The sequence below is a fragment of the Desulfobacteraceae bacterium genome (assembly GCA_022340425.1).
In the GTDB taxonomy this organism is placed as follows: Bacteria; Desulfobacterota; Desulfobacteria; order Desulfobacterales; family JAABRJ01; genus JAABRJ01.
Genome location: JAJDNY010000171.1, coordinates 26,352 through 39,509, shown reverse-complemented (window position 1 = coordinate 39,509; position 13,158 = coordinate 26,352). Strand labels below are relative to the sequence as shown.

At 64.8% G+C, this 13,158-nt stretch carries 11 protein-coding genes; all 11 read right to left on the bottom strand.

Annotation, left to right across the window (positions count from 1 at the left end):
• Positions 1 to 192: 192 nt before the first annotated feature.
• The 11 genes from LJE63_15365 to glnE all read right to left on the bottom strand — a co-directional run bounded on the left by LJE63_15365 (position 193) and on the right by glnE (position 13,151).
• Positions 193 to 786, bottom strand: coding sequence for an amino acid synthesis family protein (locus tag LJE63_15365; protein ID MCG6907984.1), 594 nt, complete (start codon positions 784 to 786; stop codon positions 193 to 195).
• A 45-nt stretch (positions 787 to 831) separates the two neighbouring features.
• Positions 832 to 1,548 carry a GntR family transcriptional regulator gene (locus LJE63_15360; protein ID MCG6907983.1) on the bottom strand — a complete coding sequence of 239 codons (717 nt, stop codon included), beginning with the start codon at positions 1,546 to 1,548 and terminating at the stop codon, positions 832 to 834.
• 84 nt (positions 1,549 to 1,632) lie between these two features.
• A complete protein-coding gene (locus LJE63_15355) occupies positions 1,633 to 2,265 on the bottom strand; it encodes a corrinoid protein (GenBank protein MCG6907982.1) in 633 nt (210 codons plus the stop codon).
• 65 nt (positions 2,266 to 2,330) lie between these two features.
• Positions 2,331 to 3,773 (bottom strand): trimethylamine methyltransferase family protein, encoded by a 1,443-nt coding sequence (locus LJE63_15350; GenBank protein MCG6907981.1) that lies wholly within the window; start codon positions 3,771 to 3,773, stop codon positions 2,331 to 2,333.
• A gap of 63 nt (positions 3,774 to 3,836) precedes the next feature.
• Entirely contained in the window at positions 3,837 to 5,141 is a 1,305-nt protein-coding gene (locus tag LJE63_15345) for a TRAP transporter large permease subunit (protein ID MCG6907980.1), read from the bottom strand.
• The gene (locus LJE63_15340; protein ID MCG6907979.1) at positions 5,141 to 5,653 is read right to left on the bottom strand and encodes a TRAP transporter small permease subunit; all 513 of its coding nucleotides are present in this window, start codon (positions 5,651 to 5,653) and stop codon (positions 5,141 to 5,143) included. The genes LJE63_15345 and LJE63_15340 overlap by 1 nt, the downstream gene beginning before the upstream one ends.
• An 89-nt stretch (positions 5,654 to 5,742) precedes the next feature.
• Complete coding sequence (dctP, locus tag LJE63_15335) at positions 5,743 to 6,819, bottom strand: TRAP transporter substrate-binding protein DctP (protein MCG6907978.1); 1,077 nt, start codon at positions 6,817 to 6,819, stop codon at positions 5,743 to 5,745.
• Between the two features lie 65 nt (positions 6,820 to 6,884).
• A complete protein-coding gene (locus tag LJE63_15330; protein MCG6907977.1) occupies positions 6,885 to 7,682 on the bottom strand; it encodes a methyltetrahydrofolate cobalamin methyltransferase in 798 nt (265 codons plus the stop codon).
• 55 nt (positions 7,683 to 7,737) lie between these two features.
• Complete coding sequence (locus LJE63_15325) at positions 7,738 to 9,219, bottom strand: aldehyde dehydrogenase family protein (GenBank protein ID MCG6907976.1); 1,482 nt, start codon at positions 9,217 to 9,219, stop codon at positions 7,738 to 7,740.
• Positions 9,220 to 9,522: 303 nt separating this feature from the next.
• A complete protein-coding gene (locus tag LJE63_15320; protein ID MCG6907975.1) occupies positions 9,523 to 10,176 on the bottom strand; it encodes a lactate utilization protein in 654 nt (217 codons plus the stop codon).
• A 77-nt stretch (positions 10,177 to 10,253) separates the two neighbouring features.
• Positions 10,254 to 13,151, bottom strand: coding sequence for a bifunctional [glutamate--ammonia ligase]-adenylyl-L-tyrosine phosphorylase/[glutamate--ammonia-ligase] adenylyltransferase (gene glnE, locus LJE63_15315; protein MCG6907974.1), 2,898 nt, complete (start codon positions 13,149 to 13,151; stop codon positions 10,254 to 10,256).
• Positions 13,152 to 13,158: the final 7 nt, after the last annotated feature.

Here is a 13,158-nt window from a genome sequence, read left to right as displayed (position 1 = left end):
TGGTGCCCGTGAGGCCGATCAGATCGCGGATCACCTGCAGCGCGCTGGCCGTCGCGGGAATGTCCAGGGCCCGGGGCTGGCCGTTTAAGGTAAAGGCGATATGAACCGTTTTGGCATCCATCCTCGTTCCTCTTTCAGATCCGAGACGACGACCGGGCGCGGCCGAGCCTGGCGCCCCGCCCGTCTCCCGGGCTAGCGTAGGCCGTCCTCGCCCGTGATTTGGTCCACGGTCAACCCACCCACCCGCGGGGCCGGCCGGCCGGAATCCGTCACCCCGACGATCAGGACCAGTTCGTCCCCCCGGGGGGCGTCGGGCACCCGGATTTCCATGGCGTCGAAATGGGAGCGGACGTAAGCCGCGTCCTTGTGGCCCAGGGGCAGATCGATGGGGCAGCCGGGATAGCCGACCTTCTTGGCCGAGGGCAGCAGGGCCTTGCCGCCGCCGACATTCGCGCGGATGGGCGTGCCCAGGGCCGGGTGCATCAGGGCCGCGCAGTGCTCGCGCTCGCCCTGGCTGCCGGCAATGGCCGCCTTGCCGTAGCTCTGGACCTTGTCCGGGGCGATCCCCAGCGCCGCCACGGCCCGCTGGGTCAGCATGGTCCCGAGATCTTTGCTCCATTCGATCAGCAGGGAGAGGTCCTCGACGTACTTTCCGGCAAACGGGTTTTTGAAGACCACCGCGCAGGCCGCCTTGCGGGTGGGCGTCTTCAGGGTGAGCGCGCCGTCGGCGTGGGTTTCCTCGACCACCGTGAAGATAGTCCGGATCTGGGGTTTGGGGTCGGTCATGTTCGTTCTCCTTTGCGGGGTCCTGTACTTTTTGGGTCCGAAGTCCTAAAGCGCCACTTCCAGCAGATCGGCGTCGGCCGGAAAGGGCCCGGCGCCGGAGACGGGCTCGCCGGATTCGTACGGCTGCAGCCGCAAGGCCACATCCAGCGCGTCCAGCACGTGCTCCTTCATCAGCCGGCAGGCCAGGGGGCGATCGCCCTGCCGCATGGCGGCAGCGATCCGGCGGTGGTAGGCGAGGGAGTCCTGCAAGTGTCCCGGGTCCTGCAGCGAAGTGTAGCTGATGCGGGAAACCTGGAAGCGCAGGTTGCGCTCGATCCGGGTCAGCCGGTCGTTGCCCGCGAGGGTCATAATCGTCTCGTGAAAGACCCGATGGTGCTGCTGGTACTGACGCAGATCGACCGGCGGACTGGCGACCACAGCGGCCATCTGGGCGACCGCAGCCTCAAGGGCCGCGACGTCCTTTGGGGTCATCACCGCCATGGCCAAGGAGGTGGCCATCTGGTAGATCACCGCCTTCAGGGTGTAGATTTCCCAGACATCCTTGGCGGTGATCTCGGCCACAAACACCCCGCGGCGCGGCCTGCGGGTGACCAAACCCTCGGCCTCGAGCATCTTGAAGGCCTCGCGGATGGGGGGCCGGCTGATCTGAAACCGGCTGCAGAGCTCCTCCTCCTTGAGCTGCTGACCGGGCTTGAAGGCCCCGGTGATGATCAGCTCCCGGATGTGCTTTTGGGCCAGATCCCCCAGCGACTCGATGTCCATGCAGCCTCCCTTCGGATCGAATCTAAATTTCCGGGCCGACCGCCGACAGGGACTCGCCTCCGTCGGGGTTTGGCCCGCAACGCTTCAGTTGAAAAAAGACTTGACCAGCTTGCTGGCGGCGCCGGCATCGGCGGCGTAGCCGTCGGCCCCGATCTCGGCCGCGAAGCGCTCGGTGACCGGGGCCCCCCCAACAATGATCTTGACCCGCTCGCGGCAGCCGCCCGCAACGATGGCGGCGATGGTCTGCTGCATCATGTTCATGGTGGTGGTCAGCAGCGCCGAGAGCCCGACGACATCGGGCTGGTGGGTTTTGATGGCCTCGACGAACTGCTGCGGGGAGACGTCCACCCCCAGATCGACGACCTCGAAGCCGGCGCTTTCGATCATCATGGTCACCAGGTTCTTGCCGATGTCATGCAGGTCGCCCTTGACCGTGCCGATCACCACCTTGCCCGGGGTGGCGGCCTCCCCCTCCCCCAGCAGCGGCTTGAGAATTTCCACCGCGGCACTCATCGCCTGGGCCGACATCAAGACCTCCGGGATGAACAGGTCACCGGTTTCCATCTTTTGGCCGACGACGTCCATCCCCGGGATCAGGGCGGTATTCAACACCTCCCCGGCCTTGGCGCCCCCCTCGAGGGCCTCGCGCACCAGGACCGTCAACCGTTCGGCATCCCCCTTCATCAGCGTTTCGGTTATGGCGTTATAATCGATCATCACGGCTCTCCTTGAGCATGGTTTGCGGGTGGTTGCGGCTTGGTGGCCACGGCCCTCAGCCATTTTCATTTGGCCAGCTTTTCATCCGCCGCCTGGACAATAGCCGCCATTTCCTTGCGGGCGGCTTCCGGCAAGGCGATGGGGCCGGCGTCCTTCATCACCTCCCGGAGATACGCGCGCACCCTCTGGTTGAGATCCTTGCCGCCGGCCTGGGCCCAGGCGTCCCGGGTCAGGCGGGTGAAATTGATTGGCAGAAAAACCTCGCGGCAGTGCTTGAAGGTGTGCGGGTTGGTCAGGAACTGGCCCCCCGGCTCGATGCTCATCAACTCCTTCCAGGCCAGGGCATCATCGTCGAATTTCATCTCCGCGATGATGGCCTTTACCATCCCAAAGATCTCGTTGTCGATGGCCAGCGCAATCGGACTTACACTGCAGGCGACTTCCAGCTGGCCGGCACCGCCCAGCACGGCGGCCCCGCAAGAGGCGATCAGCATGGCCCGCAAAGACCGCTCCACCATGCCCTGAGCGTCGATATCGGGCGAGTCCGAACCGCTGCCGTAGGTGTGCGCCGGAACGCCGAAGGCGTCCTGCATCAGCTGCGGAAAGAGGGCCGACTGACGGAGAGACTCGACACTGGACTGCAGGCTGCGGCCGGTGCGCATGTCCGCCGAGAACTGCAGGGAGGTGGCCACGACCGGCGTTCCCGGCCGGACAATCTGGGCGACCGCCAGCATGACCAGGTTTTCGGCCGCAGACAGCAGCACCACCCCGGGCGCGGTGAAGGGGCCGGTGGCACCCGAGCCCGGCAGGCTGCAGGGCTGCATGGCGCATCCCAGGCGGGCGCCCTGGAGGATGATTTCCATGTCCATCCACTTGAAATCCAGCGGGCTCAGGGAACAGGTGACCCAACTGGCCAGCGGGCTGGTTTCAAGCTCCTCTTCCCCGCCGGCGGATGCCACCAGAAGACGCGCCAGGTAGGGAACCGACTCCCCGCTGTAGGGCTGGATCCAGATGTGTTTTTCGCCGTTTTCCAACATGGTCCGCAGGGCGTGGACGTCGGCGGTGGGGGACGGCACGTTGTCCGGCACCAGGAAGGGCGAGTAGTCGATGTGCGGTAGGCGGTCCGAGAGCTGCCGCCAGTAGGCCAGGTCTTCGATGGTCACCCGGCGGAACGCGCCGCTTTCGGGGTCCAGCCAGTTCTGACCGCCGGTGCATAGGCGGGTGTAGAAAAGCCCCTGGGGGTGAGGAAATTGCAAGGCAAAATTGCCGTTGCGGCCGACCAGGCTGAATTCCCTGGGGGCCTTGGCCAACTGCTCCGCCATGAACGCCCGCGGAAAACGCACCATCTTGGCGGCGAAGTCCACCCGGGCGCCGGCCTTCTGAAGGCGCTGCATGACCTCCTCGTGGTCCATCTTGACGCCCCGTTTTTCGAGCAGTTCGAAAATCCGGTCTTTCATCAGCGCCAATTGCTCTTCGCCGTAGAAGCGCATGCGGTTATGACAACTCATCGCGGCTCTCCTTTCAATTGATGGCGGGCTGGCGGCAGCCAGCACAAATCGACCCAACAAACCTCACCCGCCCTTCAGGACGCTGGGCAGCCAGAGGGCGAACTGGGGAAACAGGAACAGCAGCAAAACGTTGAGGTATATGGGAATCAGAAACGGCAGCGAGCCCCGCACGATCGTTCCCATGGAATGCCAGGGCACCACCCCGCGCAGCACGAAAAGGCTCAATCCGAAGGGCGGGGTGATGGTGCTCTGCTCGCCGGCCATGACGTAGACGATCCCCCACCAGATGGGGTTGATGTCCAGCCCGACGATGACCGGCATCACAAAGGGAAAAGTCAGAAAGAGCATCGACCAGGAGTCGAAGAACATTCCCATGAAAAAATACATCAGGAAAAAGAGCGCCATGACCCCGTATTTGCCGATGGGCAGGGAAATGACGAAATCCTTGATCATCGGAATGATCCCGGCGGAGTTGAACACATGCGAGATCAGGGTGGACATGGCCATGATGAAAAGCGAGAAGGAGGTTACCTTGACCGTGTCCAGCAGGCTCCGGCGAAGGATGGCAAAGGTCAGTTTACGGTAGGCCAGGGTCAGGAGAATGCTCAAAAAGGCCCCCAGACCGGCGGCCTCGGTGGGGGTCATGAACCCGCCGAAAATGGCGCCCAGGACCCCCAGGATCACCCCGGCAAAGGGCAGCACTTCCACCAGCGCCTTGAGCTTTTCCCCCCAGGGGTAGCGGACCGTCGGGGGCGCCAACGCCGGGTTGAGCTTCACCTGAACGATAATAGTGATGATAAACAGAACGGTGAGCGAAATTCCCGGAATCAGCCCGGCCGCCAGCAGGTCCACAATCGACAGGCCCTGCCAGGCGCCATAGAGGATCAACAGGATGCTGGGGGGAATCAGGGGCGCCAACACGGTGCCGGAGGCAATCGAGCCCAGCGCCAGCTTCGGCGAATAGTGCTTGGCCTCCATGACGGGGAAGGCAATTTTACCAAAGGTCGCCGTGGCGGCGATGGTGGAGCCGCACATGGCGCCAAAGATCGCGTTGCCGCAGATCACCGAGCAGGCCAGCCCGCCGGGCAGGCCGCCGACCCATTTCTCGACGGCCCCGAAGAGGCTCTCGTTGACGCCGGTGTTGCCGAGGATCCCGCCCATGAAGACAAACAGCGGAAGGGCCGTCAGGGTAAACGAATTGAGCGCGCCGAAAGTCGTCTCGGCCAGCTGCCCGATGGGTTGATCCACATACCAGAGCAGCCCTGCCACCGCCACGATGCCCACCGACCAGCCGATCTCCAGCCCCATGATCAGCAGCAGGAACAGCCCGGCAATCAGCGCGATGGCCACCAGGATTTCGCCGCCCATCAGCCCTGCCCCTCCTCTTTAAGGGTTTGGAACTTCCTGACGGCCTTGATGATTTCGGCAACCAGCTGGAAAAAGAGCAGCACCGAGCCGATCAGCAGCAGGGATTGGGGATAGACCAGCGGGGTTCGCATCCAACTGCCGCTGCGGGCTTCGAAGAGAAGAGAATCCTGGAGCAGTTCGTAGCAACCCAAAATCATGGGGACGCAAAAGGCGGTGGCCATCAGCAGGATAAGAAAGCGCAACCCCTGCCGCACTCGAGCGGGCAGCAGGTTGGTCACCAGCTCCACCCGGACGTGACCGTCCTCCTTCCATGTGTAGGCCAGGCCGATAAAGGTGATCGAAACCAGGGCGTAGCCCCCCATCTCGTCCGCCACGGCGAGGGGTGCCTGGAGCAGGTAGCGGGTCAGGACCTCCACCAGCACCATGACCATGAGGAAAAAGACCAGCCAGGCCTGGAGGTGCCCACTGACAATCTCGGTGATGGTTTCGATTATTGCCACAAGCTTCTGCATCGCCATCGACCTGCCCGAACGGGTGCCCCCGGGGGGCGGCGGGACGGGATCATCGTCCGCCGCCCCCGGGTGGTTTTAAGAACGGACAATCATTTGCCCGTAAAGGACCGGTAATCGGAGACCGCGGCCTTGACCGCTTCCAGCAGTTCGGGGCGCTTGGCTTTCCATGGGCCGTCAATCCCCAGCCATTCCTGTTCCACGGACTGGCACTGCTGGATCACTTTTGCCAGCTCGGCGCCCTCGAAGCGGGTGCGCTTGACCCCGGAGAGATCCACCGTGTCGAGGCTCATAACGTACTCGGCGGTGGTGGACAAGCTGACCATCTGCTCCAGTTCACGCCCGACCTGCATCAGCACTTCCTGAAGATCAGCCGGAAGCGACTCGAAGGTCTTGCGGTTCACCAGCGTGACGGCGGTCCATGTGGGTGAGAGCGGCGTCAGGGTGAAGTATTTGGAGACCTTGGACAGGCCGATGGAATATCCGTAGCCCAGGCTGGTCAGAACGGCATCGATGGTGCCGGCCATCATGGCCGGCGCCAGCTCGGAGCCCGAAATCGTCACCGGGCTGGCCCCCAGGGCTTTGAGGCCCTGGGTGGGCAGGTAGCCGCCGACGCGGATTTTCATGCCCTTCAGGTCATCCAGCTTTGTGATCTCCTTGTTGCTCCAGATGCCGTTGGCCGGGTCCCACTGGGTGACAAACCAGTATTTCAGGTTGAACTTGGCCAGGGTCTCATCGTAGATCGCCTGGACCTTGGGGTCCTGATACACGGCAAGCTCCTCGGCCAGCCCCTGGACCGGATCTTCGGAAACGATTCCCGGAATTTCACCCCAGTTCCAGATGGGATAGGTGCCCGAAAGAAACGGCATGGGGACATCCCCCATATCCGCCTTGCCCTTGGCCACCGCCATAAAAATGTCGTTGCCGGAAAACATCCGGGGGATGATTTCCAGCTGGATACGCCCGCCGCTGCGCTCGAAAAGCATGCGCTGCATCTCCCCTCCCGGGCGGTAGATCTGGGATGCCCTGAACTTCGGGCCCCAGATGTCGTTCCAGGCAAATTTGAGCTTGTAAACCTGCTGGTCGGCACTCAAGCCGGCCGCCGGCAGGCTCATCAGCACCAGCGCGCAGAGAATCCCGGTAAGCAGCATGACGGTTTTCTTTTTCATCTCTTTTCCCCCTGTTGTGAATCGTTTGCGCCATTCTATGCGTTTACGGCCGAAAATCGAACCTCTTAGAATTCGAATTTTCCGGCCCGGTGGGCCTTGAGATAGTTCATGCAGTAGCCGTCACGTCCGGCCAGCGCCTCGGCGGCGGCGATGGCGGCCATCATGCCCCGGTCCAGGGGGTTGACGATGGCGCCGTCGAGCCCCTTGGCGATGGCCATGGCCATGAAGGTCTGGTTCAAGAACTTGCGGTTGGGCAGGCCGTAGGAGATGTTGGAAAGCCCGCACATGGTGTGCGCCTCCGGGAAGGCCTGCCGGATTCCGGCGATGGCGTCCAGAAACGCCGGCCCGAAGCTCTGGTTGACCGAGGCCGGCTGCACCAGCGGGTCCAGGTAGATGTTGCCCATGGCAACACCCTTCTGCAGCAGGGCATTGACCAGTTTGTCGGCGATGGCCAGGCGGTCCTCGACGGTCTCGGGCATGCCCGCATCGCTCATGCAAAGCGCCACCACCTTGAGGTCGGTCCCGGCGACGACCGGCAACAGCTTCTCGAAGCGCTCCTTTTCCAGCGAGATGGAGTTGATCATGGCCGTGCCCTTATGGACGGCCAAGGCGGCTTCCAGGGCCGCCGGGTCCGGGCTGTCCAGGGAGCAGGGGCCGTTTACGACCTCCTGGACGCTCTCCGTCAGCCATTTCAGATGCTCCGCCTCGCGCCCCACGAAGATGCCGGCATTGACGTCGATAAAGTTGGCGCCGGCGGCATGCTGGTCAGCGGCCACCTGCTGGATGGCGGCCTTGTCCCGGGCCTCGATGGCCGCCCCGACAGCCTTGCGGCTGGCATTGATCAGCTCACCCACGATAATCATGCGGAATTTCCTCCCTATGCGATTCAAGCGGCCGGAATTTCCATTGCCGCGATCATCAGACCCAGCGGGCGGTCACGGTCTTTTCGTCCAGGAAAAGGCGCATGGAGGCCATCCGCGACTTGGCCCCGCCCATGAAGGAGCGCCGTTTGGAGCCGAGCGGAAAAAAGGCGTAGGGCTGCGGCACGGCCACGTTGATGCCGACGTTGCCGACGTTGACCTCGCGGGCGAATTTGCGGGCATGGCGGCCGCTTTCGGTCATGATGCAGGCCGAGTGGCCGAGATCGGTCTTGGTGTTGATCCAACCGATGACCTCCTCCAGGCTCTGGGCCCGCATCAGGCAGGCGACCGCACCAAAGGCCTCTTCCTGGTTGATGGCCATGTCGATGTGGCAGTCCTCCAGAATCGTTGGCCCGATGAAATAGCCCGAACGCAATTCCTGGGGAATCACCCGGCCGTCATGGACCATCTTGGCGCCCTCGGCCAGGGCGCGCGCGATCCAGCCGGCCACCTTGTCGCGCCCCTGGGGCCCCACATAAGGTCCCATGGTAACCGACTCGTCCAGGCCGTAGCCCAGCTTCATCTGCCGGGCGACGTTGGTGAAGCGCTCCTTGATGTCGTCGTAGATGTCGCCAACAACGACCACGTTGTCGGACCCCAGGCAGCGCTGCCCCGTCATCCCGAAGCAGGCCTGACGCAGATAGATCGCCGATTTGTCCAGGTCGGCGTCGGGCATCAGGACCACCAGGTTTTTGCCGTTGCCGTTGATGGAGGAATTCTTGCCCAGCCGGCCGCAGTGGGCGAATAGATCGGCGCCCGCGTCGGTGGAACCGATAAAGCCCAGGCCCTGGATCTCGGGCTGGTCGAGGATGAACTTGTTGATCTCGCGGCCGCCGTGAATCAGGTTGATGGCCCCTTTGGGCCAGCCGGTCTCCTGGGCGACCCGGGTGATATACTCGGCCGCCACAGGGTCCTGCCGGCTGGGGCTGATCACCACCGAGCAGCCGGCCGCCAGGGCGTAGGGCACAAACGAGGACCAGGCGTGCATCGGGATGTTGCTGGGGGTGACGATCAAAAAGGCGCCCAGCGGCTCCCAGCTCAGCCACATGTCGATGCCGTTGGCCAGCTCGTCGAGGTGCTCGTTGCGGGCGGCCATGCCGTATGCCGCCGAGCAGGCCGATTCGATGTTTTCGATCACCCGGCGCACCGACCCGCGCGACTCGGCGATGGTCCGCCCGTGATCCTGGGTGAGCACCCGGCAGAGCTCCTCGAAGCGCTCCTCGAATTTCTGGCGCATGTCGAAGAGCATCCGCGCTCTTTCGCGCAGGGGGATGCGCCGCATGGCCTCGAACCCCTTTTGGGCGGCCGCCACCGCGGCACGCGCCTCCTCGCGGGTGGCGGTAGGGAACTCGGCGATGATCTCACCGGTGGCCGGGTTGGTGGTGGTGTTGCTGACAGTGGCAGTGGAGTCGACCCATTCGCCGTCAATCAGAAACTTCAGCTTGCCGTAATGCGGTTTGACCTCCGGCAGTATCGCCATCGGAACCTCCCTGAAATTCGATCCTTGGACTGTGGTGAGTGCCTGTGAAAATCCCGCCGCCGGCTGCCCCTCATCCGGCCGGACCCGGCGCGGCCGGCGCGTGGAGATAAAGGTGGAGCTATTTTCGTATATTGTATACAATATACGCGAGCCCATTTGTCAAGGGAATTTTTATGTTCCCGAAAAAAGAGCGGGAAACAGCCGCCGGGGAGAGCGCTTGGGGAACTTGGCTGTAGCGCGGTTGGCGATGGTGCGCCTTTAACCGAATAAGGCGGTCCCGGGGCCTTAAATTCTGCCGGGACTTTAGAGCCCCAGGTCGGCGTTGATCAGAATGACCGTGACGCGGCCCTTGGGCCAGGCCTTTTCGGTGATCGTCCAGGTATTGCAGATGCGCTCGGGGCTGCGGCAGTCCTCGCAGCGGCCGGTTTTGGCGCAGGGCGTCTGCATGTCCAGGCGCATGGCGTTGGCCGGGGCGGCGTAGCGCTTGATGCGCGCCATGGCGCTTTGGATGTCGGGCACGATCTTGTTGCGGCCCACCAGGACCACCACCTTCCTGGGTCCGAAGGTCAGCGCCGCCACCCGGTTGCCCTGCATGTCGAGGTTCACCAGCTGGCCGTGCTCGGTCACCGCATTGCTGCCGGTGAAGAAGAGGTCCACGGCAAGAGCCTGACGGCGGCGGGCCATTTTCTCCTCGGGGGCGACCTTGGCATCGGCGGTGTCGATGGCCGTGATGCCGGGGGCCTCGCGCAGCGCCTGGTAGAGGCCGCTGCCCATGAAGGTCATCGAGCCGCCCCAGGAGACGGTGCGGGGGGCGGCCGCCGGCAGGATCTGGTTCAGCACCAGGTCCTTGGCGGCCGCGGCGTCGGCCACGATGAAAACTTCGAAATTGTTTTTCACCAGGGTCTCCTTGAGGGCCTGGAGGTGCAAGGTCCAGTAGTTTTCAACCGGTTTTTCCATGGGTTACCCCTTCTGTGGGACGTTGCAGCAGGCACCATTGCCCGGGGGACGCAGCCGCCCGGCAGCGCGGGCCGGGATTAGGCGCTCTCCTGCATGAATTGTTTCCAGATCTCGCGGACCTTGACCTGGCGGCGGGCGAAAAGATCTGCCGCGACCCTGGCCGGAAGTGCCAGCAGGCTGAGGCGGTGGGCGGCAGCACGGTAGACGAGATAGGTTTCCTTTAGAAAATAGGCGCTGTCCTCGTCCAGCACCCCGGCTTCCATCAGGGTCCGCAGCTGGCGGACATTGTCGGTCCAGCCGATCAGCTCGGGGTGGGCGTGGGCCTCCAACAGGATCAGGTACTGCACCAGAAACTCGATGTCCACCATCCCGCCGGGCGCCTGCTTGAGATCAAACTCGCCTTTGACCGGCTTCCAGAGGGACCGGCGCATGCGCTGCCGCATCCCGCCGACTTCCGCCCGCAGCGCCTCTGCCGCGCGCTTGCGGCACAGCACGGCCGCCCGGATGGCGGCGAAGCGCCGCGCCAGGGCCGCGTCCCCGCCCACCACCCGCGCCCGAATCAGGGCCTGGTGCTCCCAGGTCCAGGCGTCGTTCAGCTGGTAAGCCTCGAAGCCGTCCACGTGGCTCACCAGAATGCCGGCGTCCCCCGAGGGCCGCAGCCGCATGTCGGCCTCGTAGAGCGTGCCCACCGCGGTGTGCGCCGTCAACAGGTGGATCACCCGCTGGCCCAGGCGGGCGTAGAACTGGGCGTTGTCCAGCGGTCGCTCCCCGAGGCTCTGGCCGGCGCCGCCGGCGTGCAGGAAGACCAGATCGAGGTCCGAACCGTAGCCCAGCTCGATCCCCCCCAGCTTGCCGTAGGCCACCACCGCAAAGCCCCGATCGACCTCTCCCGCCAGGGTGAAAACCGAGGGGCGCCCGTGCTTGGCCACCAGGTGGCGCCAGGAGATGTCCAGCACGGCCGCCAGGACCGTTTCGGCGATGTCGGTGAGATGATCGCTGACCCGCATCAGAGGCAACTCGCCGGTGACGTCGGCGGCCGCCACACGCAGGATATGGGTCTGCTTGAAGACCCGCAGGGCTTCCATCTGGTATTCCAGATCATCCGGGTCGATGGCCCGCAGGCGGCGGGCCAACTCGGATTCCAGCTCCGGGCGCCGGGGGGGCGTGTAAAGCGTCCGGGAGTCCAGCAGTTCGTCCAGCAGCAGCGGGTGCCGCGCCAGCTGGGCGGCCACCATCGGGCTGGCCGCGGTCAGGCGCACCAAATGGTTGAGGGCCTCGGGGTTTTCCAGCAAAAGCGCCATGTAGCAGGAGCGGGTTTCGATGGCCTTGATCAGCTCGATCACCCGGTTGAGGGTTTGGCTGCTGCCCCCGGCGGCCGCCACGGCCTCCAGGATCCGGGGCATCAGGCGATCCAGACGGCGGCGGGCCTCGATGCTAACCACGCGCCCCTCCACCGCCTGCCGCAGGTGAACCACCAGCTCCAGCACCGTCCGGGGTTCCGCAAAGCCCCGGGCCGCGAGCACGGCGGCGGCCTTTTGCGGCTCCAGCAGCCCGCGCCAGAGGTTCTCTAGCTCCGGGCCGTCGGAATCGCCGGCGCGCAACCCGCCGGAGCCGGGCTCATCGGTCTTCAGCAATCCGCTGAAATGACCGTGCACCACCGCCATGTGGCCCGCCAGGCAGGTGTGAAACGCCGGCCAGTCTTCAAACCCCATGGAAACGGCCAGCCGCAGGCGCGCCGGCTCCTCCCGGGGCAACTGGTGGGTCTGCCGGTCGGCGGCCATTTGCAGGCGGTGTTCGGTATCGCGCAGAAAGATGTAGGCCGCCTGAAGTTCGCGGCACACCGCACCGGGCACCAGGCCCTCGGCCGCCAGGGTGTCCAGGGTCTGCTGAATCGGCCGCGCCTGCAGCGCCGGCAGAACCCCGCCGCGGATCAGCTGAAAGACCTGCCCGAAAAATTCGATCTCGCGAATCCCGCCGGGCCCGAGCTTGATGTTGTCCCGCAGCCCCTTGCGCCTCACCTCCAGGGTGATCTGGCGTTTCATGTCGCGGATCGCCTCGATGGTGCCGTAATCCAGGTAGCGGCGGAAAACGAAGGGTTTGAGCGTGGCCAGCAGGCGTGCGCCGGCCGCCACGTCGCCGGCCACGGTGCGGGCCTTGATCCAGGCGTAGCGCTCCCACTCGCGCCCCTGCTCCTGGTAGTATTCCTCCATGGCGTCGAAGCTCATCACCAGCGGGCCGTTCTCGCCGAAGGGACGCAGCCGAAGGTCCACCCGGTACATGGGCCCGTCGGCGCTGGGCTGGCCGAGAACGCTTATCAGCCGCCGGGCCAGGCGCACGAAAAAGGCGTGGTTGTCCATGGGCTCCGGCCCGCCGCGGGTTTCACCGGCGGCAGGGAAGGCGAAGACCAGATCGATATCCGAGGAAAAGTTGAGCTCGCCGGCCCCCAGCTTGCCCATGCCGAGGACCACCAACGACTGGGGGAGGCCCCGGGCATCCAGCGGCGCGCCGCACTCGGCGCACTGCCAGTCGTAGAGGCGCGTCAGGGCCTGGGCGATGCAGGCGTCCGCCAGCCGCGAGAGCTCCGCCATGGTGACGGCCAGCCCGGCCCGACCGGCGAGGTCGCGCCAGGCGATGCGGAGCATCTCGCGGCGACGCAGTTTGCGAAGCGCCGCGGCCAGGCCGGGCTCGGTGGCAACGGCGCCTGAAGCCTCGGCCAGTTTGCCCCGGTAGCCTCCCGGAACATAGGGCGCCTGGATATCGCCGGAGGCCACAAGGTCCACCACCAGACCCGGATAACGGGCGGCGTTCTGGGCGACAAACTCGCTGAAAGCGAACACCCGCTGCAGTTCCACCGCCAGTTCCGGGCCTTCGGGGACCCGGAGGCCGGCGGCAGCGGCCGCCTGGCAGAAAGCGGTCCACTTGCCGGCGGCTTCCTCTGCCAGGGCAGGCGATAATGCGAGTTCAGCGGTGTTCATGGGTGGT

What these genes read in the sequence shown, in the direction of transcription:
- LJE63_15355 (MCG6907982.1), bottom strand. Translation starts at nt 2,265, where the DNA reads ATGATCGATTATAACGCCATAACCGAAACGCTGATGAAGGGGGATGCC.
- dctP (MCG6907978.1), bottom strand. Translation starts at nt 6,819, where the DNA reads ATGAAAAAGAAAACCGTCATGCTGCTTACCGGGATTCTCTGCGCGCTG.
- LJE63_15330 (MCG6907977.1), bottom strand. Translation starts at nt 7,682, where the DNA reads ATGATTATCGTGGGTGAGCTGATCAATGCCAGCCGCAAGGCTGTCGGG.
- LJE63_15350 (MCG6907981.1), bottom strand. Translation starts at nt 3,773, where the DNA reads ATGAGTTGTCATAACCGCATGCGCTTCTACGGCGAAGAGCAATTGGCG.
- LJE63_15345 (MCG6907980.1), bottom strand. Translation starts at nt 5,141, where the DNA reads ATGGGCGGCGAAATCCTGGTGGCCATCGCGCTGATTGCCGGGCTGTTC.
- LJE63_15320 (MCG6907975.1), bottom strand. Translation starts at nt 10,176, where the DNA reads ATGGAAAAACCGGTTGAAAACTACTGGACCTTGCACCTCCAGGCCCTC.
- LJE63_15360 (MCG6907983.1), bottom strand. Translation starts at nt 1,548, where the DNA reads ATGGACATCGAGTCGCTGGGGGATCTGGCCCAAAAGCACATCCGGGAG.
- LJE63_15325 (MCG6907976.1), bottom strand. Translation starts at nt 9,219, where the DNA reads ATGGCGATACTGCCGGAGGTCAAACCGCATTACGGCAAGCTGAAGTTT.
- glnE (MCG6907974.1), bottom strand. Translation starts at nt 13,151, where the DNA reads ATGAACACCGCTGAACTCGCATTATCGCCTGCCCTGGCAGAGGAAGCC.
- LJE63_15340 (MCG6907979.1), bottom strand. Translation starts at nt 5,653, where the DNA reads ATGCAGAAGCTTGTGGCAATAATCGAAACCATCACCGAGATTGTCAGT.
- LJE63_15365 (MCG6907984.1), bottom strand. Translation starts at nt 786, where the DNA reads ATGACCGACCCCAAACCCCAGATCCGGACTATCTTCACGGTGGTCGAG.